The following is a 26,065-nucleotide window of genomic DNA, read 5'->3' as shown; positions in this document are numbered from 1 at the left end:
CCCCAGCCCTCTCCCCGGAGGGCAGAGTGAGCAATGCGTAACGTCATGTGGCATTCCTTCCTGAAGGCTTCTGCACACGCTTGCGCGCGCTATCGCGCACATCCACATCGAACAGGATCTGCAGCGTTTCGCCGCTCGGCGTGGAAAGCGCGAACCGCAAACCGTCCCGCGTCGGCAGCCGTTCGCTCAGCGTGCGCACTTCCTGTTCCGGCAGGCAGATGTGCAGCACGGTGCCTTCCCGCCGCCACTCGATCCGCGGCGACAAACTCACTTGCTGTATCTCGATATGCCCATCGGGCAGGCTGGTGCGATTGTCCGCGGAACCGCCTTCCAGCAGCCGGGCCAGCTCGTCTTCATCGATGCGCAGCCGCAGGCTCTGGCCTTCCAGTTGCACTCTCATGCATTCACCTCTCGCCAGGTTTGTTCCGTATTGCAGTCGACCAATTGTGCCGCTTCATCCATGGGCAGGGATATCTCCTGCACGCCCACGCGTTCCTGCAATGCACGCAAAGAGCGGACGCGCTTGTCGTGCGAGGTCAGCAGTACGTGCAAGGCATCGCGGCAACGTGCGTCCAGCTGCAGGCGCATCGGTAGCACGTGGTCCGTAAAGCGCACGCAACCGGCCGTGGATGCGGTATCGCGAAGGCGCACAAGCAATGATGGCTGCAGGCATGGCATGTCCACCGGAACAATCAGCAAGACGCCATCCGGGCAAGCTGCGGCAATGCCTGCGATGCCGCCGACGGGTCCCGCGTGCGATACCGGATCGGTCACGCCCCGATAGTCGGGGCGATCGCCGCTCACTTTCACGGCATGCACGCCCGCGGCCAGCAATGTATCGATCTGGTGCTCGATCAGCGGACGTCCACGCCACGGCAGCAACGCCTTGTCGCGCCCCATGCGCGAGGAAAGGCCACCGGCGAGCACCACGCCGATCAGGGACATGCGTCAGTGCTCGTGCCCGTGCGCATGCGTTTCCTGGCCGTGCGCGGCGGCCTGTTCGGCTTCGCGCTGTTCTTCGCACAGGGAACAGCCTTCGCTCCATGCGCTGTCGCCATCGATGTAGTGCTCCTGCTTCCAGATCGGCGCTTCGTGCTTGACCGCTTCGATCGCCAGCCGGCAGGCGCGGAAGGCTTCGTCGCGATGCGGTGTGCCGGCGGCGACGATGACGGCGATTTCGCCGATGCGCAGCTCGCCTTTGGCGTGGGCGATGTAGAGCTTCATCGGGCTGCCGATTTCTTTGCGCGCGCGCTCGCCGATTTCCTGGAAGGTGCGCAGCGCCAGCGGCTCGAACAGGTCGTAGCTGATGCCGGTGACGACGCGGCCGAGATTGTGTTCGCGCACCTTGCCGATGAACATGTCGATGCCGCCGAAGCGCGGGTCGGAAACGAAGGCGAGCGCGGCGGCGGGGTCCAGTTGCGCTTCGCAGATGTCGATGACGGCGGTGTGCAGGTCGGTCATGGGTGTCAGTGCTCGAAAATTTCTTTTACTGCCGTCATTCCCGCGAAACCGGGAATCCATATTGCTCTGATGCAAGAGTAAAGGTGGATGCCCGCTTTCGCGGGAATGACGGCCATGAGGCTGTGCGGTCCATATTAGCCACCACTCACCGGCGGCAAAATCGCCAGCTGCCCATCCTCCGGCAGCATGCGGTGGTTGTGCAGGATTTCATCGTTGCTGGCAAACGCCGAACGCTGTACCAGCCCCGCACTGATATGCGGTGCCTGCTCGCGCAGATGCGCGCGCAGCAAATCGCGCAACTCGGCGATGGTGCAAGATGCCGGTGCTTCCAGCTCGATAAAGCCGTGCGGATCGGCATCGCGCAGTGCGCCGAACAGGGCTATGCGAACCTTCATGCGGCGCTCCCATCAGGCAGGGGGAATTCCAGATGCCCGGCTCCGTATACGCGCACCATCGCGCCGGCGGGCAGCGCATCGACATCGGCCGGCACCACCGCCCATGCATTGGCATCGGCGAGCGGACGGATGCGGTAGGACTCCTGTCCTTCCAGCACCTCCACGCCCAGGCGTCCTTGCGCATCGACGTGCAGGCGGCTCTTGAGATGAAAACGCAGGCGCGGCTTCTTGTTGTAGGGCTTGATCAGTGCCGCGCGACGCACGGCTTCCGCTGGCAAACCGAGCATTACGCGCAGCGCAGGCTCCACGAAAAAGCGCAACCCCACCGCGACGGCAATGGGATTACCCGGCAAGCCGAACAGCAATACATCGCCCGGCAGGCGCGCGAACAACAGCGGTTTGCCGGGACGGATCGCTACCTTGTGGAACAGCGTTTGCGCGCCCAGACGGTCCAAGGCCTGGGGCACGAAATCGTAGCGACCCATCGACACGGCGCCGCTGGTCACGACGATTTTCGCGCCGGCCTCCAGCGCGCGGCGCATCGCCGCTTCAAACGCATCCACGTCATCACCCACCGTTTCCACGTGCACGACGTCCGCGCCGGCAAGCGGCAGGCGCGCGGCGAGGAATGGGCCGTTGGAATTGCGGATCTGGCCCGGCGCCAATGCTTGCGCGGGATCGTCGACCAATTCGCGCCCGGTACAGATCACCGCGATGCGCGGGCGCTGTGCGACGGATACGTTGGCAACGCCGAGCGCCGCCAACAGCATCAGGTGTTGCGCCTGCAAAGCAGTGCCGGCATGCAGCACATTTTCGCCATGCGCGACATCCGAGCCGGCCGTGCGCACGTTCTGTCCAGGCGCTACGTCGGCCAGCAGGCGCACGCGCGAGGGGCCGAAGCGTTCGGTCTGTTCGACCGGGACAACGCGATCCAGTCCGTCGGGAATGCGCGCGCCGGTCATGATCTCCCAGGCGCCGATGCCGGCACGGCTCACTCCGTCGCCGGCTGCCTGCTCGCCTTCGATATCCAGCTCGGCGCCGGCAGGAACGATCGCCCTGCCGCTCAGCGCAAAACCATCCATGGCCGAGTTGTCGAAGGGCGGCAGGTCCACCGTGCTGATGACGGGTTCGGCAAGCACGCGGCCCATGCATGCGCCGATAGGGCACTCTTCTGCAGCGAGTTTTGCGCAGGCGCCGCGCACGATGCGCACGGCTTCTTCGTAGGTGAGCGTGTCCTGGCTCATGCGTCAATATCCCAGGCAGCCGGTGTTCTCACACCCGTCATCCCAGCGAAAGCTGGCATCCAGTGCCTTTCCGCGCAACAGTCGCTGGATTGACCAGCATTCGCTGTTGAAAGACGCCTCACCGTTCGCTGGATTGACGACATGGAGACTGTCGTGACATTTGAGCTGCTTGCTCATGCATGTCCCTCGCCTGCAACCATGCTTATCGCATGTGCAAGTATGGGCGCCAGGATATCCATGCCCTGCGCCACGGCTTTCGCACTGCCCGGCAACGCAATGACCAATGTGCTGCCGACCTGCACCGCATCCGCACGGCTCAGCCAGGCCATCGGCGTGTGCTGGCTGCTTTCGCTGCGGAACAGTTCGCCGATGCCATCGACATGGCGATCCGCCACCATCGCCAGTGCCTCGGGCGTGCGATCGCGTGGGCCGAGTCCGGTGCCGCCAGTGCAGAGGATCAGCTTGACGCCGCTGCCGGCAAGCTCGCGCAGGCGGGCGGCGAGCGGCTCGGGTTCGTCCGGATGCAGTTCGACGTCATGCACATCCGCACCCAGGCCGCGCAGGCGTTCCACCAGCAACGGGCCGGAAGCATCGGCATATTCGCCACGGCTGGCGCGGTCGCTCAGCGTGATCACCACGGCACTGATGCCATCGAGCTTGGCGATGCCGCGCGGCTTGTAGTGCTCGCGCTCCGCCTCGCTCATCCCTTCCGGATGCAGCCACAAGCCTTTCTTGCCGCCTTCCTTGAATAGCAAACGCACGCCGCCAAAGGAAAGGGCGGGCTCCACCGGCTTGGTCAGGTCATAGAGCGTCAATAACGCCGCGCTCGCGCCGGCCAGTGCTTCCATCTCCACGCCAGTGCGCGCGAAGGTTGCTACTTCGCAATAGACGCGAATGGCGTGGCGTTCGCTTACCGGTTCGCAGCGTACGTCGATGTATTCCAATGACAGGGGATGGCACAGCGGCATCAGCTGCGATGCGTTCTTGGCGCCTTGCAGGCCGGCGATTTCCGCCATGACCATCGCATCGCCCTTCGGCAGGCGGCGTTCGACGATTTGTGCAAATGCATCGGCGCCTGCACTCAATTCGCCAACGGCCACTGCACGACGCGCAGTGATGCGCTTACGGCGCACGTCGGCCATATGAAAGTGGGCGCGTTCCTCGCGCTGATACATGAATCAACCCCCGGTAGATGCGAGATGAGGCGTGATGCCGGTACGCCCTTCGTGCAGGAAATGCCCCTGTTCCTTGCGGCCGATCTGTCCGCCGATGGCGCGCACCAGGTCTTCCAGTTGATCGTCCGACTGCAGCAGCGGGCGCAACGGAATGCCGAATTCGCCGAACAGGCAAAGGCGCAGATCGCCGGTGGCGGTGACGCGCAGGCGATTGCAGCCGGCGCAGAAGTCCTTGGAATAGGGCGCGATGATGCCGATGCGGCCGGCGTAGTCCGCGTGGCGGTATTCGCGCGCCGGGCCGGCATCGGCGGCGCGCGGCAACGCTTGCCAGCCGTGCGTCAGCAATTCCGCTTCCAGCGTTTCCGCACGCACGTGATGGTCGCGGAAGAACGGCAGGTTGTCGCCGGTCTGCATCAATTCGATAAAGCGCACGCCGATACGCCGGTCGCGCAGGTAATCCAGCCAGGCCGGCAGCTGCCGGTCGTTGACGTCGCGCAACAGCACCGCATTGAGCTTGACCGATGGCAGGCCGGCAGCCAGCGCCATGTCCACGCCATGCAGGATGTCATCCAGCCGGTCATGGCCGGTGATGCGCGCGAATGCCGCGCGGTCCAGGCTGTCCACGCTGACGTTGATGGCGTTGAGCCCGGCATCCATCCACTGGTGCAGGTGGCGGCTGAGCAGGGTGCCATTGGTGGTCATCGCCAGCTTGGCGATGCCGGGCACGGCGGCGGCCGTGCGCAGGATGTCGGTAAGGTCCTTACGCACGCTGGGCTCGCCGCCGGTAATGCGCAGCTTGTGCATGCCCATTTCGGTAAAGCCGCGCAGCAGGCGCGTGATCTCCGCCAGGGACAGCGGCGAGACGGCATTCGCCCCGGCGTGGTAGCCGTGCGGCAAACAGTACGTGCAACGGAAATTGCACGCAGGAATGATCGACAACCGCAAATACGGAAACCGACGGCCGTACCGATCAGCCAGCGGGGACATGCATCTTTGCTCCTTTCCAAGTGGGGAGGCGGCCGCGTTTCCGCGGCCACCCTGGTGGCCCCCTGGGGGACCACGGGCGCCTGGCCGTATTCCGGTAAGAGAACCTTAGGCCGGGTGCCTCGGAGTTGTGTGGTAGTGCGCTCAGAGGTGGATGTAACTATCCGCTGATTGGGGGTGTTCGTCTATGACGGTTTTGTCATGTGGGGATTTGTGCAGGGGGCGTGTTGAATTGTGTACTGGACGGTTTGATTGCACTTTGTCGTTCTTGCGATGAAGGCCGGGTTTTCTTTTTAACCTGCATGGAGTGTGGATGTCTGGTGAAATCGAGGCAACGCCTCAACTCACGCGATACAACCACCGCGCGCAATGCCAGGCCCTTCAGCAAAGAAAAACATCATCCATTGCGAATATCGCAGACCACACTCCCCAATCGATCCCGCTGCGCCAAGATCAGCCCCAGTTGCCCCAGTACCAACCGCGCAACTTCATCCTCCACCCCATCCGCCGCAGGCACCACACGCTGCTCCGCCTCGCTTTCCGGCGCGAACGCCCCCGCACGCACCACCAACGCATCCGCCAACTGCTCCAACCGCGTAACCACCAGATTGCCCACAAGCGTCACCGTATCGCGCGCATCCGCACACCCGATCGCCTGCCGATGCGCACCCAGTGCGGAAATATGCCCAAGCATCGTGTGCGCGATGGTCAGGAAGCGCAGCAGGTCTTCGTTGCCGCGTTGCCGGCGTCCCGGCTCGCGCAGCATGTTGGCGAGCATGCCGCTCAATGCCGCATCGGCGTTGTGGGCTTCGCGCCGGGCGATGCGGTAGGGAAGGTCATCGCGCTTGCCATGCCTGTATTGCGCGATCACCTGTTGCAGATAGCGCGCATCGTTGCGCATCGTGTTGGACAGCACCTGGTCGAGCTGGCGGCCCTGCCAGTCCGGCAGGACCACGTAGATCGACAGCGCAGCAATGGCTGAGCCGATCAGGGTATCGAGCAGGCGCGGCCACATCACGTCGTAGCCATTGCCGGCCTCGCTGAAGCACAGCACCACGAAGACGGTGATCGACGCGGTGGCAAGGGTGTAGCGCCGCAGGCGCGCGGCAAAGAACACCACGCAGGAGAGCACGGTCAGCAGCAATGGCCATGGTTCGGCGGGCAGCAGGCGCAGGGTGGCCCAGCCCAGCACCACGCCGATCACCGTGCCGGACACGCGCTGCAGCATGCGCGTGAGGGTGGCGCCATAGCTCGGCTGGCAAACCAGCAAGGTGGTCAGCAGGATCCAGTAGCCGTGCAGAGGATGCACCAGGTGCAGCACGCCGAAGCCTACCGTCAACGCCAGCGCCAGGCGGATGGCATGGCGGAAGCGCGAGGAGCGCGGCGTGAGCTGGATGGTGATGCGCTCCCACACTTCGCGCGCGGTTTGCGGGCCAGGGTTTTGCAGGGCGCCGTCTTCGCCGTCGAGCGTCATCGGCGATTGCTCGTTTTCCAGCAGCGCCTGGATCGTGGTGATATTGCGCAGCAGGGCGTCCAGCGAGCGCAGCAGTGGTTCGGATGCAGGCTGTATCGTGCCGCGCACCGCATGGATCGCATCACGCAGATCGCTTTGCGCGGCGCGCAGGTCGGCGGCGGGTTCGGGCGAGGTGCGCAGGCGCAGCGCCTCGGCTTGCCTGCGGCATTGGCGCGCCTGCAAGCGCAGGATGTGTTCGCAACGGAACAGCACGTCGCTGTGATAGAACGCCTCGGCCAGTTCGATGTACGGATAGTGCGCGGAGCTGACGCGCTCGTGGATGTCCTGCGCCTTGAAGTACAGCTGCAGGCGCACCGCCGTGGCGCCGCGCGGGCGGCGCATGCCGATGCGGTCGATCAGCACGATGCGGGTATCGTTGAGCGCGTCCACCACTTGCTCGTTCTGCATGGCCAGCGTGAACAGCAGCGCGTCGCGGTCGATGCCGTGCACGGGCGTGAACAGCGCCGCCTTGGTTTCCAGGTAATCGCCCAGCGCATCGAAGACGCGCGCCAGGGCATGGCGTACGGCGAGCTGCGGCGACAGCACGCTCCATAGCAGCGACAGCGATCCGTACCAGGCGGCGCCCACGAGCAATTGCAGCGGCTCGGTGAGCAGTGAAGCAGGCGGATGCGGCTGGTCGGTGCCGATCATGGTGTACACCGCCAGGATCAGCGTGCCGCCGGCGATGGTGGCGTAGCGCGCGCTGATCGAGCCGAGCATCACCAGCACGAAGGTCATCGCTGCCAGGGCGGGTGCGAACAGCCAGGGATGCGGCAGCAACCATTCCACCGTAAACGCCACGCCGGCAAAGCAGCACAGCGTGACCAGCAGGGTGAGCGAGCGGCTGCGCCAGTGGTCTTCGGTTTCGGCCAGCGCGCAGGCGATGACGCCGAGCATGGCGGGGATCATCGCGGCGTCTTGGTTGCGCCACAGGCAATACAGAATCACGCCGCCGAGCGCGAGCAGCACACGCTGGCATTCGGCAAAGCGATCCGAGCCGCGCAGGCGGCGCCAGTAGTGGAGCAGGTCGGGGTGGCTGGGCATAGGACAAGGATACATGCTGCTATGCAACATGTGCCTTTCAACGGGGCATGATCAGCTCCCTCTCCCGCTTGCAGGGGAGCAGGCATGGAATCCCGGCTTTCATGCAGATGGCGATGCCAGGATTGCATCCCAGCCTACAATGCTGCTCCCACTGCCAACCCATCCCCGCATGCCTCCCACCAGCAACGCCTCTCCCGAAGCGTTCGAGCTCCGCGGCGTCAACAAGCGCTATGGCAGCGTGATCGCGCTCGACGACGTCAGCCTGCGTTTTCCGGCCGGCAGCAACACCGCCTTGATCGGCAGCAGCGGGTCGGGCAAGTCGACCTTGTTGCGCGTGCTGCTGGGATTGGAGTGGCCGGACCATGGCGAGATCTGGGTGGATGGCTCGCGCCTGGAACAGGCACAGGTGCTGGCGCTGCGCCGGCGCGTGGGCTACGTGATCCAGGAGGGCGGCCTGTTTCCGCACCTCACCGCGCTGGGCAACCTGGCCTTGTTGCCGCACCACCTTGGCTGGAACCGCGAGCGCATTCGCCAGCGCGCGGAAGAGCTGGCCGCATTGACGCACCTGCCGGAGGGCGTGCTGGAGCGCTATCCCGCCGAACTGTCCGGTGGCCAGCGCCAACGGGTGGCGCTGATGCGCGGCCTGATGCTCGATCCGGATGCCTTGCTGCTCGACGAACCGCTGGGCGCGCTCGACCCGATCGTGCGCCACGAATTGCAGGATGAGTTGAAGACGATCTTCAACCAGCTCGGCAAAACCGTGATCGTGGTGACGCACGACATGGCCGAAGCCGCGTGGTTTGCCGACCGCCTGGTGCTGATGCGCGACGGCAAGGTGGTGCAGGATGGACGGCTGGACGATCTATGCCACCGCCCGGCCGATCCCTTTGTGACCCGTTTCGTGCAAGCGCAGCGCACCTTGCGGGGTGTGGTGTCATGAAGCGCGATGACGTTCGGTTCAATCTTGAAGCGTCGTCCCGGCGAAGGCCGGTATCCAGCGACTGTCTGGACGCCCAAAGTCACTTCGCCGGGGCGACGGGGATGAAATTGATAGTCACCGCGCGTGCATGGTTGGCGATAGTCGTTCTGCTGTTGCTACCGCAATACGCGCATGCCGCGCCGGTGCGCATTGGCTCCAAGCAGTTCACTGAATCGGTGATCCTCGGCGAAATGGCGCGCCTGGCGGCACGGCAGGCGGGCATGCAGGCGGTGCACCAGCGCGAGCTGGGTGGCACCGCCATTCTGTGGAGCGCCTTGGCACACGGGGATATCGACGCATATCCGGAGTACACCGGCACGCTCACGCATGAGCTGCTGAAGAACGTGCCGCCGGACGCGGACATTCCCACCCTGCGCGCCGCGCTCAAGCCGCTTGGCATTGGCATCACCGGTTCGCTGGGGTTCAACGACACCTACGCCATCGGCATGCGCGCGGATCGCGCCGGCCAGTTGAATATCCGCAGTCTGTCGGACCTGGCCGCGCATCCAGCATTGCGCTTGGGTTTCTCCAACGAATTCATGGCGCGCAGCGATGGCTGGCCCGGCTTGCGCCAACGCTACGGTCTGCCGCAGAAACAGGTACGCGGCCTGGATCACGCGCTTTCCTATCGCGCGCTGGCCAGCGGCGCGGTGGATGCGATCGACCTCTACAGCACCGATGCGGAGATCCCCTACTACCACCTGCGCACGCTCGATGACGACCGGCATTATTTCCCGTCCTACGATGCCGTGTACGTATATCGGCTCGATCTGCAACGGCGCGCGCCCGGGTTCATTGGCGTGCTGAACAAGCTCGCTGGGCGTATCGACGCGGATGCGATGCGGCAGATGAACGCAATGGTGAAGTTGCATGGCGAAAAAGAAACCGTCGTCGCCGCGGATTTCCTCGGCGTGCAGCCGGATGGCGACGGCGCAGGGCTATGGGCGCGGCTGTGGCAGCGGACGGTGGAGCATCTGCGGCTGGTGTTGATCTCGCTGATCGCCGCCGTATTGCTGGCCATACCGCTGGGTGTGCTTGCGGCGCGCACGAAACGCCTCGGTCAATTGGTCATGGCGCTCAGCGGTGTATTGCAGACCATTCCATCGCTGGCGATGTTCGTGTTCATGATTCCGTTCTTCGGCATCGGCACGTGGCCGGCGATTGCCGCCTTGTTCCTCTACAGCTTGCTGCCGATCGTGCGCAACACTTATGCGGGGCTGATCGGCATTCCCCCGGATCTGCGCGAATCGGCCGCCGCCTTGGGCTTGCCGCGCGGCGTGCGCTTGCGCCAGGTAGAACTGCCGATGGCGACACGCTCGATCCTGGCAGGCATCAAGATCGCGGCGGTGATCAACGTCGGCACCGCGACGCTGGGCGCATTGATTGGCGCAGGCGGTTACGGCCAACCCATCGTTACCGGCATTCGGTTGGATGACACGGGCCTGATTCTGGAAGGCGCCATTCCCGCTGCGTGCATGGCGCTGTTGGTGCAAGGCCTGTTTGAAGGCGTCGAGCGTTGGCTTACCCCGCGCGGCATGCGCCTGGAAGCACGGCAATGACCGCGAGGATGGCTCGCTAACGAGAGCGGCGCGCGCCCAACGCCGAACCGCCCTTGGCCGCATCGACGCCGCGTTGCACATCCTCTTGCGATCCGCGCCCCACGGAAGGCCACATCGCGGGATCTTCGCGCCGCCGCTGACCCTGTTCATGCGAACGCACGGAACTGGCGCCGGCGCCATCAAGCAGCGCGCACACCTCGTCCATCGACATCTCGCCGCGTAGCTCGACCACCAGCGTGGAGTGGCCGATCAGGCTGGGATCCGGCAGCTGCAACGGCGTGCGGTCGGACGACAGGCTGCGGTTCGATCTGTCGCGTCCCGTGCTGGTATCGACTCGTCCGGTGTGGCTGACCTGCGATACCACCGTGGTCGGCGCACTCGAACTTGCAGGTGAATGTCCCACGCTCTCGTCGACGCTCAGCACGATTTGCTGGCGCCGAAGTCCTCGGGACAACAATTTTTCGGCGGCGGCGTTGGCATCGAATTGCGTGTCAAAGCAGGCAACGACAAGTTCGGTCATGACTGTGCTCCATGACGTTCACTACGCGGTACTGTAGGACGTCGAACATAATTTGCATGTGAGGGTGGCATCGAACGCCGCATGAATCGCCGCCTCATGCGCAAGTATGCTCGATCGATACATCCGGGATACATGCGAGTCACACCATCGATGCTAACTATGCGATGACCCAAGCGTTGGAGATGCCAACATGTCACCGCTGAAACTTTCCCTCGTGCCGTTGCTGATGCTGTCGATGGGTTCGCCCGCTTGGGCGCAGAGCGGCACTTCGCAGGCATCCACTCCGGCGACTGGCGCCGTTGGCGCGCACACTTCGCAGGACGTCCGCTTCGTCACGGCCGCCTCTGCCGCGGGCGAGACGGAAGTCATGGCGGCGCGCCTGGCGCAGGCCCAGGCACAGTCGAGCAAGGTCAAATCGTTCGCCGCCACCATGATTCGCGACCACGGCAAAGCCAACGACGAGCTGAAAAGCGTGGCGCAGAAAGACGGCTATACCGTTTCGATGTCACCCACGCCGGAACAGCAGAACAACCTCGCCAGGCTGCGTTCGCTGCATGGCAAGGATTTCGATACCGCGTATGCGCAGATGATGGTGAAAGACCACCGCGATGCGGTGGCGTTATTCCAGGCCGAATCCACCTCGGGAATGGATGGCGATCTGAAGTCGTTTGCGACGCAGACGTTGCCAACGCTGCAGCACCACTTGGCGATGGCGAACGCGTTGTAGTTGTAGCGGGTGAATATCACGATGTCGGGGCATCCCTCGCCGTCATTTCGGCGAAAGATAGGCCGCGCCGCGAGATGGCACTCCATGGCACGACGCTATTCAAATCAGCGCTTGCGGCACCGGCGGCGCGCCGGTCGGATCGCCGATCGGCATCGGCGGTGGTTCCGGATCGGTCAGCGGCGGACGCTCCGGCGTGGGCAACGGCGGTTCGGGTCCGGGTTCCGGAATGCCGGGCGAAGGCGCCGGTGGTTTTCCGGGTTCCGGTTCGGGGACTTCTGCATGGAGGTACGGTGCATGCCGCGTCGTAGGAATGCGTTTCATGGATGCTGTCTCGCCGGCTGCAACGGTTGAGCCTACTGTGAGCGCGCTCGCGTGCACGGAGAACGAAATCCCCGTGATGGCATATTCAGTGTTGCCTCGGCTGCTTGCCGGCTGCGTTCACGACGTTTCGACGGCTTTTCACAACCGGCAGGGAGATAGTGATAGCCCGTCGGACAGCCGCGAAGGAGTCTGTTTCATGAGCAGTGCATTTGATATGGCCATGCCGTGGTGGCAATTCGTGTGGCGCGGCGTCGCCGCCTATCTCGCGGCGGTGTTCATGATGCGCATCGTCGGCAAGCGTTCGTTCGGCGACATGTCCACCTTCGACATCATCGTGCTGGTGCTGGTCGGTGGTGTCTTGCGCAATTCCATCGTGGGCCATGACGGCTCGTTCCAGGGCGGCCTGATCGCCGTGGCAGCCATGCTTGCGACGGATCGCGCGGTGGCGTGGGCATGCACGCGTTCGCCCTGGTTGAATCGTTTCGTCGAAGGGTGCCCCACCATCCTGGTGCACGATGGCGAACTGGTGCCCGGCTCGCTGGAACGTGTCTGTCTGCCCAAGGCGGCGTTTCGGCGCGCCTTGCATGCGGCGGGCCTTGAAGACACCAAGAGCATCAGCATCGCCAGGCTGGAACCGAATGGACGCATCACGCTTATCCGCAAGCAGGAATAGCGCATTGCCTTGACAGCGTGTCGACGCACGCGCGAGTAAAGCTGGTTGTGCCTGCTCACATCGGAGATACGACATGCCCGAGAAAAAGACGCGGCAAGCAGCTGCCCGGGACAAGCGCCAAGGCAAGTCGCCCAGTACCCAGGCCGGCGAATACGTGCATGAAGAAATCGAACATGTACGCAAAGGCAAGCATGGTGCGCGTTCGCCGCAACAGGCTATTGCCATCGGACTTTCCAAAGCGCGGCGTGCCGGCGTAAAGGTGCCGCGGAAGAAATCGTCCACCAAGAAAGCCTCAAGTAAAAAGGCGTCAAGCCGCAAGCGCGCCAGCACGGGAAAATCCGCGTCGCGCAAACGCGCCACGACAAAACGTTCAAGCGCCAAGCGCGCCAGTGCATCATCGCGTGCGTTGCGCCGGGAGGGGCATGGCGCCGCATCCAAGCGTGCGCTGTCCAAGCAGGGCAAGCGGGCGGCGTCCAAGCGTAGTTCCGCGTCGCGGTCGGCGGCGGCGAGGAAAGCTGCACGTACGAAGGGTGCGCGTGGTCGTTCCGCGGCGGCGAAGAAGGCGGCGAGGACGCGCAAGCGGGCGTAGACATCAACCCATAGACATCCACCCATGGGCGTCATTCCCGTGAAAGCGGAAATCCATTGCTAAGGATGCGTCCGAGCAGAATGGATTCCCGCTTTCGCGCACTGCTGTCCGGGGAAATTTTTCGCTGTTCTTGCGGGAAAGCTAAAACGACGTCATTCCAGCGAAAGCTCACTGCTGTCCGGCATGCGTTTTGCGAATCCATGGCGACATGATGGATCACAAGCACTTAGCGTCGTCTGTCGATGCCGCAACTCGAAAAGTGCCAGAAGCTCTATGGCCGTCATTCCCGCGAAAGCGGGAATCCATTTTAAGGATGCATCAGAGCAAAATGGATTCCCGCTTTCGCGGGAATGACGGCGGGAGATCAACTCACCGGCCTGCTCAGTTGCCTTGCTCATCTCCCACCGACGCATTCAACGCCGCCGCCATTGCCGCATCGCCATTGATCAGGTCGGCCCACTTCAACTCGATGCCCCGGCGGTGGGCTTTACGCGTGATCTTCAATCCTTGTGCATCCATCACTACCGTGTAGGGTTGACCTTCTACGTCGATTTCGCGCCTCAAGGATTTTTCAAGCGTGGTCGTCATGAGTGGTTCTCCGGGATGGATGGAACAGGGTCACTGTTGGTTGTGCAGGGTTTCGAGCGCCGTGTCCAAGGATTGCTCGATAGTGTCGATGCCCTCCCATGGATCCTTGCGCAATCGAGCCAGGCGCTTGGGAAGGGTATGGATGTTGAAAGCGTCGCCACGGTCGATCTTCGCCAGTTCTTCCCAGCGCAGCGGCACGGCAACGGGGGCGCCCGTGCGGGCGCGTAGCGAATAGTTGGCGATGCTGGTGGCGCCGCGGCTGTTGCGCAGGTAGTCGACGAAGATCTTGCCGCTGCGCTTTGCCTTGCTGGCGGTGTCGATGAATTCATCCGGATATGCGCTCGCCATGGTGCTGGCGACGGCATGCGAGAAATCCTTCACCTGCGACCATGGGCAGCCTGGATTGAGCGGCACCACCACGTGCAAGCCCTTGCCGCCGGTGGTGCGCAGGAAGGATTTCAGGCCGATGCGATCCAGCCATGTCCTGAGCAGGCGTGCCGCGGCGACCACGCGTTCCCAGCCCACTTTCGGCGCGGGGTCCAGGTCGAACACCACGCGGTTGGCCTTGTCCGGGTTGTTGGCCATGCTGCCCCACAGGTGGAATTCCAGCGTGCCGAATTGCACCAGTTCCATCACCGAATTGGCATCTTTCACGTAGATGTAGATGGCCTGCGAGCCTTTCTCTTCCTTCAGGCGTACAAAGCCCACCCGATGCAGGCCTTGCACCGGATGTTTCTGGAAGAAACAGGTTTTTTCCGCGCCTTCCGGACATCGGATGATGGATAGCGGACGCTCCAGTACGCTCGGCAGGAACCATCGCATGATGCTGCTGTAGTAGTCGGCCACGTCCTGCTTGGTGATGTTGTCGCTGGGAAATACCACCCGATCAGGATGCGTGATAGTGACGAGGCTGGTGCCGGTTTCGTTGGAAATGGAGCGTGCGCGCGCGGTCTTGGCCGGGGCTTTCTTCGCCGGCTTGGATGTCTTGGAGGATGCGCGATCGGCATTTCGCAAATCGTTCGGTGTCTTGTCCATGCGCAAGGTCTTCAGGCTCGGTTGCCGTAGCAGGTTGTTGTTGCCGATGCCGCGGTAATTCACTTCGACCACCAGGCTCGGTCGCACCCACCAGGCATCGCGCAACAGCGGATCGATGTTGCGCAGGTTCGGCGGGGTTTTGCGCGATGCGTCCTTCGTCACCAATCCGGCGGTCTGTGCCAGCGACTTGTCGGTGAAGCCGGTGCCGACGCGCCCGGCGAACAGCCAGCCGTCCCGACGATCGGGATCGGGCCTGGCCAGCAACAAGGAGCCAAAGCCGTTGCGGCTGCCCTTCGGTGGCGTGTAGCCGACCACCGCAAATTCGTCGCCTTCAAGGCGCTTTACCTTGATCCAGTCGCCGCCGCGTCCGGCGTGATAGCCCGAATCGATGCGCTTGCACACGATCCCTTCCAGCTGGAATTCCATCGCACGCTGCATGGCCTCCACGCCGTCGCCCTGCGTGTGGGAACTGAAAGCCAGGTGGCGACGGCCGTGGCCCAGCATGCGTTCGAGCAGCGCCTTGCGCTCCAGCAGTGGCGTGCGCGCAAGGTCGTAGCCTTCGAAATAGGGCAGGTCGAACAGCACGTAAACCAGCGGGTGTTGTGCTTCGCCGGAGAGGGTTTTCTGCAGGGCATTGAAATCGCTGCGGCCGCGGCTGTCGGTGGCGATCAGTTCGCCATCAAGCCGCGCCGAATCGAGCCCCAGTGATTCGACCGCCTGCCGGATGTCGGGAATCTTGTCGTCCCAGCGCAACGCATTACGCGACCACAGCGCCACCTTGCCCTTGGCGATGGTGGCAAGGATGCGGTAGCCGTCCCATTTCACCTCTTGGATCCAGTTCTCGCCAGCCGGAGGTTCCAGCCGCAGCTGTGTCAGCGCAGGCGCAAAGAATTCCGCGCTGGCGGCGGCTTTCTTCGCGTTCGGCAAGGCCTTCGCCTGGTTGATCAACGAAGTTTTGCTGAGCTTGCGTGCCGCCGGCGGCTTGCGCACGTGTGCGGTGGATTTCTTTGCGGCGATGCGCGCGCTTTCGGACTTGGCCGCCTTGCGCGTGCTTTCGCGCATCTTGGTATCGAGCAGGTCATCGGCTTCGACGTCGCTGGCGAAGGCATCGTCGTCCTTGATCAGGAACCAGGGCTGCTGGCGTTCTTTTCGCCCGCTGCGCACGAGGTGCCAGCCTCCCTTCAGGCGCGTGCCGAACAGTTCGAAGCGCAGATGGCCTTTCTTCAATTGCGCCATCGGATCGCCGTCGGTGGACCACACACCGCGATCGAATTGATCGACGTGGCCTTTGCCGTAGCCTTCCTCGATCTCGCCTTCGAAATCGGCATAAGCCACCGGATGATCTTCCACCTCCACGGCAAGCCGCTTGGTATGCGGGTTGTAGCTTGGCCCTTTTGGCACGGCCCAGCTTTTCAACGCATTGCCTACTTGCAGGCGAAAATCGAAATGGCGGCGCCTGGCGTGATGAAGCTGCACGACGAACAGCGCACGGCTGCCCTCGGGAACGGCCGTATCCGACTTGGGTTCCCTGGTGGATTTAAAATTGCGCTTGCGTTGATATTCCCAAAGGCTCACATCTGCTTCGCCGCGGCGGCCCGTTGAAGGACGACCTTGCAACGGGATATGTCAACGACAAGGCAAGTGAATGTGACCAGGATGTTGGGCCGGAATCGCGTTCAGGGCGGCGCAGGCTGGGAATGCCGGCAACGGAGGTCAGGCGAGTTTTTCGGCGAGTTTGCGCGCATCGAAGGGCGCCTTGACCTTGGTGTCGTTGTCGAAGTAGCAATACACGTCGCGGCCGGTGCGCTTGCGCGGCTTTTCGTCGCTGCAGCGCGTGGCATCTTCCGGTTCGCTGCCTTTGCGCCATGCGTCGATGTGCCTGCACCAGCGGGTCAAGGCGGCATTGCTGTAGCCGCTGGCATACAGCACCTTGTCGCCATGCAGCCGCAGGTACATGAAACGGGCGGTGACGTCTTCGAGGAATGGCCATTTGCCGGCGGTGTCGGCCACCACCAGCGCCACGTCGTGGCGGCGCAGCTGGGCGATAAAACTTTCATTGACGAAGCTGGGATGGCGCACTTCCATGGCGTGCCTGACGGCGCGCTTGCGATCGGCCTTCACGATCACTTTTTCGACCGTGTCGTCATGCTCCCGTGCAATCTCGGCCAAGCTTTCGCTGTTGCGCGGCAATTGCCGGAGAAACGATTCCAGCTTTTCTTCGTCGTAGCGGAGGCTGGGCGGCAGCTGCCACAGGATGGGGCCTAATTTCTCCTTCAAGGCCAGCACGCCGGAGGCAAAGAAATTGGCCACGCCTTGTTCGGCGTTCTTCAGGCGCTTGATATGCGTGACATAGCGCGGCGCCTTGACCGCGAATACGAAACCGCGTGGCGTTTCTGCATACCAGCGCTGGTAGTTGGACGGGCTTTGCAGGGAATAGAAACTGCCGTTGATCTCGATGGTGTTGAACTGGCGCGAGGCGTAATGCAATTCGTCGCGCTGGCGCAGGTCTTCGGGGTAGAACACGCCGCGCCATGGGGCGTAGCGCCAGCCGGAGATGCCGATGCGGGTTTTGGGCATGTGGAACCTCGCGAGCAATTATTTCCCGTCATTCCGGCGAAGGCTGGAATCCAGTTTAAATACGCTGTGCGAAGCACACAGTATCTTTAATGTCGAGCGCTTCGCACAGCCCTTCGGGGCCATTTTTCGGATGTTCTCCGCGCTTCGCGCTGCGTCCGGCCTTCGCCGGAACGACGTACGGCGATATGTGCGCCATGCTGAATGTCAACTCGCCTTGCGCCGCGAACTACGCTTCTTCGTCGCCTTGCCTTTCTTCGCCGCACGCCCCGGCGATTTCGGCTTCGCCTCCACCTTCGCCGGTGTCCGCTTCTTGGTATCGATGCTCTTCTTCAGCAACGCCATGAAGTCCACCACATTGGTGGTAGCCTCGGCTTCCTCTTCGGCCGGCTCTTCGATTTCGGTCAGGGCGCCCTTGGCCTTCATGCGCCGCTCGATCACCTGGCGCAGCCGGTCGCGGAATTCGTCCTTGTATTCGGCGGGCGCCCACCCGCTGGTCATCGATTCGATCAGCTGCTCGGCCATCGACAGTTCCCGTTCGCTGATGCGGTAGCTCTTGATGTCTTCGCTGGGGATGGAAAACTCCTCGACGTCGACCAGTTCCTGCTGGAAGCGCATCAGCACCAGCATCAATGCATGCTCGCGCGGGATCACCGCGGAAAGGTATTCGCGCGTGCGGATCACCACGCGGGCGATGCCGATCTTGCCGGTGCGCTTCAAGGTTTCGCGCAATAGCACGTAGCCTTTCTCGGCCTTCTTGCCGGGGACGAGGATGTAAGGCTTCTCGAAATACTCCGCGCCGATGTCGGCGGCGTCGACGAAGGCTTCCACTTCCACCGATTCGCGGTTCTCGGAAGCCGCCGATTTGATGTCCGCAGGTTCCAGCACCACGTAGTTGCCTTTCTTGTATTCGAATGCCTTGACGATTTCCTTCCACGGCACTTCCTCGCCGGTTTCCGCATTGACGCGCTCGTAACGCACCGGCGCCTTGTTGCGGCTATCCAGCATGCGGAAATGCAGGTCGATGCCGCGTTCGCCGGACATCAGCGAAACGGGTACGTTGAGCAGTCCAAAGGTCAGGTTTCCGGTCCAGATGGGACGTGCCATGACGGCCTCCCTCTTGCGGGGATGCGCTCTTTATTCCGGATCGCGTGTGATGCCGGCGCCAACGCGCCGGGGTTCAAGCGTTGGGTTCATAGCCGGCGCCAAGGCTGAGCCGGGCGATGCAACATCCGATGGCACGCAGCAGTTCCTGCTTGCCGTAAGGTTTGCGCAGCACGGTCGTGTCCTGCTGTTCGCGGCAGCGGGGTTCGAGCGTATCCCAGTCGCCGGAAGCCAGCACATAGTGGCCATTGTGCAGGTGCTGGCGGATTTCCCGGGTGGCGTCCTCGATCACCTGGCGGGGGCACAGATGCATGTCCAGCACCACCACGTCGATATCCGGATGCATGCAGGAAAGACGCAGAGCTTCGCAGACGCCCGAGGCTTGCAGCACCTCATGACCTTCCTTCTTCAATGCGTGCTGAAGAAGATCTCTGGTGTCCAGGTCATCTTCCACGACGAGCACGTGCATCTACTTCTCCACATGCACGGCGACCCTGTATTCCCCATCCGCGATCATTCACTTGCAAGATGACCCGGGCGTGAAAGAAACATGTCGCCGATGTGTCAGCCACCGTCATCAACCTGCCTTGGCAGTGGTTTCGAACGGCGGCTTTGCAAACCAGATGGCGACCATGGCAAAGCCGAAAATCAGGCTGAAGCCCCAGAACACGTCGTTGATCGCCAATGTGCTGGCTTGCTTGTTCACGAGCTGGTTCAGCGCGGCATAGGTCGCCCTGTCCGGCAGGCCCAGTTGCTGGAGCCGGCTCAGCCATTCGCTGGTGGCGCGCGCGTCCATGTGGGTATGTTCGGCAAGCCTGGCATGGTGGTAAATGCCGCGATGGGCATATAGCGTGGTACTGGCCGCGGTGGCGACGCTCATTGCAATGGTGCGGAAGAAGTTGGACAGGCCCGAAGCGCTCGCGACTTTTTCCGGCGGCAGGCCGGAGAGGATGACCTGGTTGACCGGGACAAAGAACAACGCGATGCCGCAACCCATCACCATGCGCGGCAGCACCAGCTTGAAGTAACTGGCATCCGCATTGAAATGCGCCATCCAGAACGAGCACGCGGCAAAGATCGCAAAGCCGCAGGTAATGATCAGGCGCATGTCGAACTTGTGCTGATACCGGCCCACCAGCGGCGACATGAAAATGGCCGGGATGCCCACCGGCGCCACTACGAAACCGGCCCAGGTGGCGGTATACGACATCACCTCCTGCACCCAGTTGGGCAGCACCACCGTACCGCCGAAGAAGGCGAACATGCCCGTGAACAGGCACACCACGCCTACCGCAAAATTGCGCCGCTTGAAGAGATAGAGATCGACGATGGGATGATCATGCATCAGTTCCCAGGCAATCAGGAACGTCAGGCACACGCCGGCAATCAGCGCCAGGGTCAGGATGATGTTGGAGGAGAACCAGTCGTAGTCGTTGCCGTTGTCCAGCATGAACTGCAGGCAGCCCACGCCGACCGCCAGTAGGAACAAGCCGAGGCCGTCCACTTTCACCACCGAGGTCTTGCTCTCGCGCTTGCGCAGCAACGACCAGGTGATCAGCAAGGCGAACGCACCCACGGGAATATTGATGAAGAAGATCCACGACCAGTTGTAGTTGTCGGTGATCCAGCCACCCATGATCGGGCCGAAGATGGGCGCCACCACCACCACCATCGCCCATAGCGCCAGGGCGATCGCGCGCTTCTGGGGCGGATAGTTGTTGAGCAGCAGCGTTTGCGACAGCGGCACCATCGGTCCGGATACCGCGCCCTGGCACAGGCGGAACACGATCAGCATCGTCATGCTGCGCGACAGGCCGCACAGCGAGGAAAACACCACGAACAACAGCACGGACGCGCCAAAGGTGCGCACTTCGCCGAAGCGCCGCGCGATGGAACCGGTGAGCGGTTGCATCACCGCGCTGGCCATCGAATAGGCGCTGATCGCCATGGTGCCCTCGACGCGGCTGACGCCGAGATTGCCGGAGATGGTGTAGACGGCCACGTTGACGATGGAAATGTCCAGCACTTCCATGAAGGTGGCGAGCGCCACGCCGGCGGTAAGCAGCACGAGCATGCCGCCGGCAAAAGGTGGCTTGGTGTCGTCAGCCATGGGCATGCCTGTCACGGAGCAAGCCCGGGGCAGGCTCTACTGCGCGCAGGGGGGTGAGCCGTGTCCCGCAGGCATAAAGGTTGACGCTCACGGCTCCACCGTATTCTTCAAAATGATCTGCTCCGCTTTCTCATCCGCATCGCGCACCTCGCGTTCGTACACATCGGTACTCATCAACGGCTTGCTGCGCACCTGCGTTTGCAGCATCGTGCCTTGGCGGTTGTGCGTATCCACCTTGACGTCGGTGGACAGGCCGATCATGAGCGGATGCTGCTGGAGTTCCTTCGGATCGAGCGAGATGCGCACCGGCAGGCGCTGCACGACCTTGATCCAGTTGCCGGTGGCGTTTTCCGCGGGCAGCAGGGAGAACGCGCTGCCGGTGCCGGCGTTGAAGCCCACCACCTTGCCGTGGTACGTCGCGTGCGAATAGGTATCGGTGGTGATCGTTACCGGCTGGCCGATGCGGATGTTCTGCAGCTGGGTTTCCTTGAAGTTCGCGTCCACCCACAGATCGGTCAGCGGCACGATGGTGAGCAGGTCCTGGCCCGGTTGCACGCGCTGGCCGACCTGCACCTGGCGGCGTGACGCAATGCCGTCGATCGGCGAGACGATGGCGTCGCGATTGTTGTTGATCCACGCATTGCGGAACTGCGCGCGTGCCTGCACCACGGCAGGGAAACTGCGTACATCGGTGCCGTCGACTAGCGCGTGCGCGGCGGCGGCCTGGTGTTCGGCCTGTTGAAGCGCAGCGTACGCGGCACGCATCTGGCGGCCTGCGTTATAGGCTTCTTCCTTGGACACCGCATGCGCGCTGATCAACGGAAAACGGCGCTGGTAATCGTCGCGCTCCGTTTCGTACTGTGCGCGCCGCTGCGTCACGGCGGCGTCCGCTTCGGCTGCTTGCTCGATGGCCTGCTGTGCGTTGCGTACGGCCTGGGCAAGTTGCCCTTCGGCGCTCATCAGGGTGACTTGCGCATCGGCCGGATCGAGGCGGATCAGTACTTGGCCCGCACGCACCCGTTGGGTCTCGTCGACGGCGATTTCCACCACGGTGCCCGGCACGCGCGGCGAGATGGTGACCATGTTGCCGCGCACGTAGGCATCGTCGGTTTTTTCCCGCTGGCTGAAGACGAAGATGTAGAGCAGCAGCCAGACCAGGCCGGCCAGCACGAACACGTCGGCAATGATGCTCATCACGATGATGCGCTTGCGCTTCTTCTTGCGCTGTTGCTCGGCGTCCTGATCTTTTTGCTTGTCCTGTTCCTTCTTTTTGTTTTCTTCTTCCTTTTGCTTGTCCTCGTCGCTCTTTGGCTCGTCCTTGTCGTCGCCGTACTTGTACAGGTACTTGTAGCGGTACCGGTATTCGCCGGGGTTTTCGTCGTTGTGTTCGTTGTCTTGCGCCGGGCTCATCGCGAGGCATCCTGTGCGGTCGGGCCGGAGGGAAGGGCGGGTATGTTTGTGTCGCGGTAACCGCCGCCGAGGGCGTAGATCAGCGCGAGGTTGGCGGTCAGCAGCTGGCTGCTTACTTGCACTTGCGCATCGCGCTGCTGCGCCAGTTGCATCTGCAGGCTGAGCCACCTGCGGTCGTCATCCAGGCCTTGCCGGCGGCGCCGGTCCGCGCGCTGGTTTTGCGCGCTGACGTCGGTGAACTGGCGATCGGTCTGGGTCTGTTCCGCCTGCAATTGCTGCATGGTGGCGATCTGCTGCGCGACGTCGCGCGCGGCCTGCACGACGGTGCTGTTGTAAGTGGCAACGGCGCTGTCCAGTTCCGCCTGGCGGCTTTCCAGCTGCGCCTTCAAGCGTCCGCCACTGAAGATCGGCAGGTTCACGGAAGCGCCTACATTGCCGAGCCCGATATTCGCGCGCGTGCCGGAGCCGAGATTGGGATACATGCGCAGATAAGCGCCCAGCGCCAGCAAGCTGACGTCCGGATAGTAGGCGGCGCGTGCGGCGTCTATGCCCTTGATGGAGGATTCGATCTGCCAGCGGTTGGCGACGATATCCGGCCGTCGCGCGATCAGTTCCAGGCCGGCATAGGGCGGCACGCTGGTATCGGGAGCCGGTAGTGCGTGTGCTTGCAGCGTGCCGAGTTCCTGCGCGGAGACACCGGCCACGGCTGCCAGTTGCACCAGGTCGAGCGAACTCATGCCTTGCAGCGCGGCGATCTCGCGCCGCTGCGCCGCCAGTTGCGCATCGGCCTGGTCGAGCACTTGTGGATCGTCCAGCCCGGCGTGCACGCGCATCGCCACCAGGTTGCGATAGGCCGATGCATCCTGCGCTGCCTGCCTGGCCAGCTGCAGTCGAGCCTGCTGGCTTTGCCAATCGAAATACGTGCGCGCGACGTTGTAGTGCAGCGAGTTGGCTGCCATGGCGCGTTCGGCCTTGGCGGCATTGGCCTGGCCGATCGCCTGCGCCACCGCATCTTTCTGCTTGCCCCATAGGTCCAGGTCCCAGGTGAACCGCGCGGCGGCGAGGCCGTCGTTGGCCCAGCTGTGTCTGGGATTGAGGTTGATGCCTTGCGCGCCGCTGCTGCCGTTGCCCGGGTTCGCATGGGTGACGACCTTGCTGTAGGCATGAGCGCCGCTGACGAAACCGCGCACTTGCGGGTTGAGTTGCGCTTTTTGCGTAGCGACGGCGCGCTCCGCAGCGGTATAGCGCGCTTGCGCTTGCTGCAGATCGGGCGAGTCGCGGAGGGCGAGCGCCATCAGGCGATCGAGTTGCGGATCGTGGTAGCGCTTCCACCATTGATCCTCGGGCCAGCTCGCCGTGCCGGTGGGTGTGCCTGTCAAAGGCACTCGCTGACGCGGTGCAAACTGCGGCGGCCGCGCAGCCGGCGCACACGCGGCGATCAACGAAACACCGAGAAGAACGAGGCCTCCTTGCCATAAGGGGCGGCACATCCGTTGTGTTGTGCCAATACCTGTCACCATCAGTAATAGATGCGGCGGCGTGCTCATGCGGACTGGTGTTGCAGGGGCGCAAAGTAGCATCCGTTCGCGTGGTCAGCGTGTGACGGAAGCTGTTCACGCTGATGCGACACGCCGTGCAGCCCTGCATCGTCGCTGGGATGCGCGTACGCTCGCATGAACCCTGGCGCGCGTGTCGCCATCACGACGATCCCATCTTCACTCCAGGCAAACCAGCGCCATTGCATGGTGCGCGTTCAAAGCATCCTGTGCTCTTCAGACCAGAGGCGACATCCGCATGGAGATCGATCACAAATGTGCCTATGGGCCGTGCCAGTGCAAGGTGGCGCAGCTGGGCGAATATTGCAGCGACCACTGTAGCCAGGCAGACAAGCTGCGTGCCGAAAGCACGCAATGTAGTTGCGGGCACGAGGCCTGCAAGGCGGCCGGCAGCACCTGAACCGCGTTCGCCCGATTCCGACCCATGTCTCCCGATCTCGATCAAAAGTGCATCGACGCGATTCGTTTTCTCGCCGTCGACATGGTGCAAAAAGCCGACAGCGGACACCCTGGCCTGCCGTTGGGTGCCGCGCCCATGGCGTACGTGTTGTGGGACCGCCATCTCAAGCACAACCCGCTCAATCCGCATTGGCCCGACCGCGACCGCTTCGTGCTGTCGGCCGGACACGGCTCGGCGCTGCTGTATGCGCTGCTGTTCTTGAGCGGCTATGGCATCACCCTGGATGATCTTCGCCAGTTCCGCCAATGGGGCAGCAAGACACCCGGGCATCCGGAACGCGGCGTGACGCCCGGCGTGGAAGTGACCACCGGACCGCTCGGGCAGGGCTTCGGCAATGCGGTCGGCATGGCGATTGCCGAAGCGCAGCTGGCAGCGCGCTACAACCGCGATGCGTACCGGCTGTTCGATCACTACACCTACGCGCTCGCCAGCGATGGCGACCTGATGGAAGGTGTGGCATCGGAGGTGGCTTCGCTTGCCGGCCATTTGAAATTGGGGCGGCTGATCGTTCTTTATGACGACAACAGCGTCACCCTCGCCGGCAGCACGGAGATTACTTTTTCAGAAAATCGCGTGCAGCGCTTCCAGGCCTATGGCTGGCACACCGCCACGGTGGAAGATGGCAATGATCTGCACGCCATCGACATGGCAATCAGCCAGGCGCGCCGCGAGGTGGCCCGTCCTTCGTTGATTCGCGTGCGCACCCACATCGGTTTTGGTTCGCCCGAACAGGACAGCTACAAAGCGCATGGTTCGGCGCTTGGCGAAGAGAACGTGCGTAAAACCAAGGAAAAACTCGGCTGGCCACTGGAGCCGGAATTCCTGGTGCCGGATGACGTGTTCGCACACATGCGCAAGCAGCCTGCGCGCGGCCATGAACAGGACGATGCATGGACGCAACTGCTCACGGATTACCAGAACCACTATCCCGATCTGTACCGCGAGCTCGACACGCGCTTGCGCGATGGTTTGCCGGAAGGTTGGGATGCGGATGTCCCCATCTTCCCGCCGGACGAAAAGGGGCTGGCCACGCGCGAATCGTCCGGCAAGGTGATGAATGCGCTGGCGCCGCGGTTGCCCGCGCTGGTAGGCGGTTCGGCCGATCTTGACCCTTCCACCAAGACCGCCTTGAGCAAATTCGGCGATTTCCGCCCGCCGCGTACCGGCGAAACCGGCGAGCGCGAAGCGGCCATCGAGCATGGCGATTACACCGGCCGCAACATTCATTTCGGCGTGCGCGAACATGCGATGGGCGCGATCGTGAATGGTCTTGCGGCGCATGGCGGCTTCATTCCGTACGGCGCGACGTTTCTCACTTTTTCCGACTACATGCGCCCGCCGATCCGCCTGGCCGCGTTGATGGGCTTGCACCTGGTGCACGTGTTCACGCATGACAGCCTTGCGCTGGGCGAAGACGGCCCAACCCACCAGCCGGTGGAACAGCTTGCCGCATTGCGCGCGATACCGGAGGCAATCGTCATTCGTCCGGCGGATGCCAATGAAACGGCGGTGGCATGGAAAGTTGCGGTGGAAACGCGCAACCGTCCGGTGCTGCTGGCGTTGAGCCGGCAAAAATTGCCCACGCTCGATCGCAGCCGCTACGCCCCCGCCGACGGCCTGCGGCAGGGTGCTTATGTGCTGGCCGATCCACCGCAGGGGCAGCCTGCCTTGATCCTGATCGCCAGCGGCTCGGAAGTGCCGTTGATCCTGGCTGCGGCCAGCCGCCTCGGCGAGGAGGGCATCCCCGTGCGCTGCGTATCCATGCCCAGCCATGAACTGTTCGAAGCCTTGCCGCAGAGCGAGCGTGACAAGGTGCTGCCACCCTCGATCGAAGCACGCCTGGCGGTGGAAATGGGTGTGCCGCAAGGCTGGGACAAATACATCGGGCCGCGTGGCGCCATGCTGGGCGTGAACCGTTTCGGCGCTTCGGCGCCGGGCGAAAGAGTGGTACGGGAATACGGGTTTACGGTGGACCGGGTATGCACGCTGGCCCGGTCGTTGCTGATGTGAGGGCGAGGCAGCCGCCGGATTTGCGTTGGCTGCC

The 26,065-nt window shown here is 63.1% G+C and carries 25 protein-coding genes and 1 riboswitch; of the genes, 6 read left to right on the top strand and 19 right to left on the bottom strand.

Annotated features, from left to right (window positions below; all coding sequences use genetic code 11):
- Positions 1-43: 43 nt before the first annotated feature.
- The 9 genes from V7M64_RS09740 to yccS form a co-directional block, all read right to left on the bottom strand.
- The gene (locus V7M64_RS09740; protein ID WP_333678937.1) at positions 44-400 is read right to left on the bottom strand and encodes a hypothetical protein; all 357 of its coding nucleotides are present in this window, start codon (positions 398-400) and stop codon (positions 44-46) included.
- Positions 397-945: a molybdenum cofactor guanylyltransferase gene (locus tag V7M64_RS09735; RefSeq protein WP_333678935.1), complete on the bottom strand. Its 549-nt coding sequence runs from the start codon at positions 943-945 to the stop codon at positions 397-399. The genes V7M64_RS09740 and V7M64_RS09735 overlap by 4 nt, the downstream gene beginning before the upstream one ends.
- Positions 946-948: 3 nt before the next feature.
- The gene (locus V7M64_RS09730) at positions 949-1,461 is read right to left on the bottom strand and encodes a molybdenum cofactor biosynthesis protein MoaE (protein WP_333678933.1); all 513 of its coding nucleotides are present in this window, start codon (positions 1,459-1,461) and stop codon (positions 949-951) included.
- A gap of 134 nt (positions 1,462-1,595) precedes the next feature.
- A complete protein-coding gene (locus tag V7M64_RS09725; RefSeq protein ID WP_333678931.1) occupies positions 1,596-1,856 on the bottom strand; it encodes a MoaD/ThiS family protein in 261 nt (86 codons plus the stop codon).
- On the bottom strand, positions 1,853-3,100 hold the full coding sequence (glp, locus tag V7M64_RS09720) for a gephyrin-like molybdotransferase Glp (protein ID WP_333678929.1): 1,248 nt from the start codon (positions 3,098-3,100) through the stop codon (positions 1,853-1,855). Before glp ends, V7M64_RS09725 begins: the two co-directional genes overlap by 4 nt.
- A 3-nt stretch (positions 3,101-3,103) precedes the next feature.
- Entirely contained in the window at positions 3,104-3,277 is a 174-nt protein-coding gene (locus tag V7M64_RS09715) for a hypothetical protein (RefSeq protein ID WP_333678928.1), read from the bottom strand.
- Positions 3,274-4,275, bottom strand: a complete 1,002-nt coding sequence (gene moaCB, locus V7M64_RS09710) for a bifunctional molybdenum cofactor biosynthesis protein MoaC/MoaB (protein WP_333678926.1) — start codon at positions 4,273-4,275, stop codon at positions 3,274-3,276. The genes V7M64_RS09715 and moaCB overlap by 4 nt, the downstream gene beginning before the upstream one ends.
- Before the next feature lie 3 nt (positions 4,276-4,278).
- Positions 4,279-5,262: a GTP 3',8-cyclase MoaA gene (moaA, locus tag V7M64_RS09705; RefSeq protein WP_333678924.1), complete on the bottom strand. Its 984-nt coding sequence runs from the start codon at positions 5,260-5,262 to the stop codon at positions 4,279-4,281.
- Positions 5,258-5,399: riboswitch (molybdenum cofactor riboswitch) on the bottom strand. (Overlaps the previous gene by 5 nt.)
- Before the next feature lie 257 nt (positions 5,400-5,656).
- Entirely contained in the window at positions 5,657-7,816 is a 2,160-nt protein-coding gene (gene yccS / locus V7M64_RS09700; protein ID WP_333678922.1) for a YccS family putative transporter, read from the bottom strand.
- Positions 7,817-7,985: 169 nt separating this feature from the next.
- Between yccS and V7M64_RS09695 the strand changes: the two genes are divergently transcribed.
- Both V7M64_RS09695 and V7M64_RS09690 read left to right on the top strand, forming a co-directional pair.
- Positions 7,986-8,756: an ATP-binding cassette domain-containing protein gene (locus tag V7M64_RS09695; RefSeq protein ID WP_333678920.1), complete on the top strand. Its 771-nt coding sequence runs from the start codon at positions 7,986-7,988 to the stop codon at positions 8,754-8,756.
- Positions 8,757-8,857: 101 nt separating this feature from the next.
- A complete protein-coding gene (locus tag V7M64_RS09690) occupies positions 8,858-10,354 on the top strand; it encodes a glycine betaine ABC transporter substrate-binding protein (protein ID WP_333678918.1) in 1,497 nt (498 codons plus the stop codon).
- A gap of 16 nt (positions 10,355-10,370) precedes the next feature.
- On the opposite strand, the gene V7M64_RS09685 is transcribed toward V7M64_RS09690, so the two are convergent.
- The gene (locus V7M64_RS09685) at positions 10,371-10,874 is read right to left on the bottom strand and encodes a hypothetical protein (protein WP_333678917.1); all 504 of its coding nucleotides are present in this window, start codon (positions 10,872-10,874) and stop codon (positions 10,371-10,373) included.
- 190 nt (positions 10,875-11,064) lie between these two features.
- Between V7M64_RS09685 and V7M64_RS09680 the strand changes: the two genes are divergently transcribed.
- A complete protein-coding gene (locus tag V7M64_RS09680) occupies positions 11,065-11,601 on the top strand; it encodes a DUF4142 domain-containing protein (protein WP_333678915.1) in 537 nt (178 codons plus the stop codon).
- Between the two features lie 99 nt (positions 11,602-11,700).
- Here the strand turns inward: V7M64_RS09680 and V7M64_RS09675 are convergent, their stop codons facing one another.
- Positions 11,701-11,922, bottom strand: coding sequence for a hypothetical protein (locus V7M64_RS09675; RefSeq protein WP_333678914.1), 222 nt, complete (start codon positions 11,920-11,922; stop codon positions 11,701-11,703).
- A gap of 196 nt (positions 11,923-12,118) precedes the next feature.
- Here V7M64_RS09675 and V7M64_RS09670 point away from each other — a divergent pair, with 196 nt between their 5' ends.
- Together V7M64_RS09670 and V7M64_RS09665 are read left to right on the top strand one after the other, a co-directional pair.
- On the top strand, positions 12,119-12,595 hold the full coding sequence (locus V7M64_RS09670; protein ID WP_333678913.1) for a YetF domain-containing protein: 477 nt from the start codon (positions 12,119-12,121) through the stop codon (positions 12,593-12,595).
- Positions 12,596-12,668: 73 nt separating this feature from the next.
- A complete protein-coding gene (locus V7M64_RS09665; RefSeq protein WP_333678911.1) occupies positions 12,669-13,184 on the top strand; it encodes a DUF6496 domain-containing protein in 516 nt (171 codons plus the stop codon).
- Positions 13,185-13,565: 381 nt separating this feature from the next.
- On the opposite strand, the gene V7M64_RS09660 is transcribed toward V7M64_RS09665, so the two are convergent.
- The 8 genes from V7M64_RS09660 to V7M64_RS09625 all read right to left on the bottom strand — a co-directional run bounded on the left by V7M64_RS09660 (position 13,566) and on the right by V7M64_RS09625 (position 23,495).
- Complete coding sequence (locus tag V7M64_RS09660; protein ID WP_333678909.1) at positions 13,566-13,772, bottom strand: hypothetical protein; 207 nt, start codon at positions 13,770-13,772, stop codon at positions 13,566-13,568.
- A gap of 30 nt (positions 13,773-13,802) precedes the next feature.
- Positions 13,803-16,382, bottom strand: a complete 2,580-nt coding sequence (ligD, locus tag V7M64_RS09655) for a DNA ligase D (protein ID WP_333678908.1) — start codon at positions 16,380-16,382, stop codon at positions 13,803-13,805.
- A gap of 138 nt (positions 16,383-16,520) precedes the next feature.
- Positions 16,521-17,384, bottom strand: a complete 864-nt coding sequence (locus V7M64_RS09650) for a DUF72 domain-containing protein (protein WP_333678907.1) — start codon at positions 17,382-17,384, stop codon at positions 16,521-16,523.
- Positions 17,385-17,588: 204 nt separating this feature from the next.
- Positions 17,589-18,488, bottom strand: a complete 900-nt coding sequence (locus V7M64_RS09645; protein ID WP_333678905.1) for a Ku protein — start codon at positions 18,486-18,488, stop codon at positions 17,589-17,591.
- Between the two features lie 73 nt (positions 18,489-18,561).
- Positions 18,562-18,954, bottom strand: coding sequence for a response regulator (locus V7M64_RS09640; RefSeq protein ID WP_333678904.1), 393 nt, complete (start codon positions 18,952-18,954; stop codon positions 18,562-18,564).
- Positions 18,955-19,062: 108 nt separating this feature from the next.
- Positions 19,063-20,595 carry a DHA2 family efflux MFS transporter permease subunit gene (locus tag V7M64_RS09635; protein ID WP_333678903.1) on the bottom strand — a complete coding sequence of 511 codons (1,533 nt, stop codon included), beginning with the start codon at positions 20,593-20,595 and terminating at the stop codon, positions 19,063-19,065.
- Between the two features lie 87 nt (positions 20,596-20,682).
- The gene (locus V7M64_RS09630; protein ID WP_333678901.1) at positions 20,683-22,005 is read right to left on the bottom strand and encodes an HlyD family efflux transporter periplasmic adaptor subunit; all 1,323 of its coding nucleotides are present in this window, start codon (positions 22,003-22,005) and stop codon (positions 20,683-20,685) included.
- Positions 22,002-23,495: an efflux transporter outer membrane subunit gene (locus V7M64_RS09625; RefSeq protein ID WP_333678946.1), complete on the bottom strand. Its 1,494-nt coding sequence runs from the start codon at positions 23,493-23,495 to the stop codon at positions 22,002-22,004. The genes V7M64_RS09630 and V7M64_RS09625 overlap by 4 nt, the downstream gene beginning before the upstream one ends.
- Positions 23,496-23,985: 490 nt before the next feature.
- Between V7M64_RS09625 and tkt the strand changes: the two genes are divergently transcribed.
- On the top strand, positions 23,986-26,031 hold the full coding sequence (tkt, locus tag V7M64_RS09620) for a transketolase (protein ID WP_333678899.1): 2,046 nt from the start codon (positions 23,986-23,988) through the stop codon (positions 26,029-26,031).
- Positions 26,032-26,065 lie beyond the last annotated feature (34 nt).

The organism is Dyella sp. (genome assembly GCF_036746095.1).
GTDB lineage: Bacteria > Pseudomonadota > Gammaproteobacteria > Xanthomonadales > Rhodanobacteraceae > Dyella_B.
This window is presented reverse-complemented; position numbering and strand designations above follow the sequence as displayed.

Bases quoted from the DNA above. Each gene is read 5' to 3' on its own strand.
- V7M64_RS09740 (WP_333678937.1), bottom strand. From the start codon at position 400: ATGAGAGTGCAACTGGAAGGCCAGAGCCTGCGGCTGCGCATCGATGAA.
- V7M64_RS09735 (WP_333678935.1), bottom strand. From the start codon at position 945: ATGTCCCTGATCGGCGTGGTGCTCGCCGGTGGCCTTTCCTCGCGCATG.
- V7M64_RS09730 (WP_333678933.1), bottom strand. From the start codon at position 1,461: ATGACCGACCTGCACACCGCCGTCATCGACATCTGCGAAGCGCAACTG.
- V7M64_RS09725 (WP_333678931.1), bottom strand. From the start codon at position 1,856: ATGAAGGTTCGCATAGCCCTGTTCGGCGCACTGCGCGATGCCGATCCG.
- glp (WP_333678929.1), bottom strand. From the start codon at position 3,100: ATGAGCCAGGACACGCTCACCTACGAAGAAGCCGTGCGCATCGTGCGC.
- V7M64_RS09715 (WP_333678928.1), bottom strand. From the start codon at position 3,277: ATGAGCAAGCAGCTCAAATGTCACGACAGTCTCCATGTCGTCAATCCA.
- moaCB (WP_333678926.1), bottom strand. From the start codon at position 4,275: ATGTATCAGCGCGAGGAACGCGCCCACTTTCATATGGCCGACGTGCGC.
- moaA (WP_333678924.1), bottom strand. From the start codon at position 5,262: ATGTCCCCGCTGGCTGATCGGTACGGCCGTCGGTTTCCGTATTTGCGG.
- yccS (WP_333678922.1), bottom strand. From the start codon at position 7,816: ATGCCCAGCCACCCCGACCTGCTCCACTACTGGCGCCGCCTGCGCGGC.
- V7M64_RS09695 (WP_333678920.1), top strand. From the start codon at position 7,986: ATGCCTCCCACCAGCAACGCCTCTCCCGAAGCGTTCGAGCTCCGCGGC.
- V7M64_RS09690 (WP_333678918.1), top strand. From the start codon at position 8,858: ATGAAATTGATAGTCACCGCGCGTGCATGGTTGGCGATAGTCGTTCTG.
- V7M64_RS09685 (WP_333678917.1), bottom strand. From the start codon at position 10,874: ATGACCGAACTTGTCGTTGCCTGCTTTGACACGCAATTCGATGCCAAC.
- V7M64_RS09680 (WP_333678915.1), top strand. From the start codon at position 11,065: ATGTCACCGCTGAAACTTTCCCTCGTGCCGTTGCTGATGCTGTCGATG.
- V7M64_RS09675 (WP_333678914.1), bottom strand. From the start codon at position 11,922: ATGAAACGCATTCCTACGACGCGGCATGCACCGTACCTCCATGCAGAA.
- V7M64_RS09670 (WP_333678913.1), top strand. From the start codon at position 12,119: ATGAGCAGTGCATTTGATATGGCCATGCCGTGGTGGCAATTCGTGTGG.
- V7M64_RS09665 (WP_333678911.1), top strand. From the start codon at position 12,669: ATGCCCGAGAAAAAGACGCGGCAAGCAGCTGCCCGGGACAAGCGCCAA.
- V7M64_RS09660 (WP_333678909.1), bottom strand. From the start codon at position 13,772: ATGACGACCACGCTTGAAAAATCCTTGAGGCGCGAAATCGACGTAGAA.
- V7M64_RS09650 (WP_333678907.1), bottom strand. From the start codon at position 17,384: ATGCCCAAAACCCGCATCGGCATCTCCGGCTGGCGCTACGCCCCATGG.
- V7M64_RS09645 (WP_333678905.1), bottom strand. From the start codon at position 18,488: ATGGCACGTCCCATCTGGACCGGAAACCTGACCTTTGGACTGCTCAAC.
- V7M64_RS09640 (WP_333678904.1), bottom strand. From the start codon at position 18,954: ATGCACGTGCTCGTCGTGGAAGATGACCTGGACACCAGAGATCTTCTT.
- V7M64_RS09635 (WP_333678903.1), bottom strand. From the start codon at position 20,595: ATGGCTGACGACACCAAGCCACCTTTTGCCGGCGGCATGCTCGTGCTG.
- V7M64_RS09630 (WP_333678901.1), bottom strand. From the start codon at position 22,005: ATGAGCCCGGCGCAAGACAACGAACACAACGACGAAAACCCCGGCGAA.
- V7M64_RS09625 (WP_333678946.1), bottom strand. From the start codon at position 23,495: ATGTGCCGCCCCTTATGGCAAGGAGGCCTCGTTCTTCTCGGTGTTTCG.
- tkt (WP_333678899.1), top strand. From the start codon at position 23,986: ATGTCTCCCGATCTCGATCAAAAGTGCATCGACGCGATTCGTTTTCTC.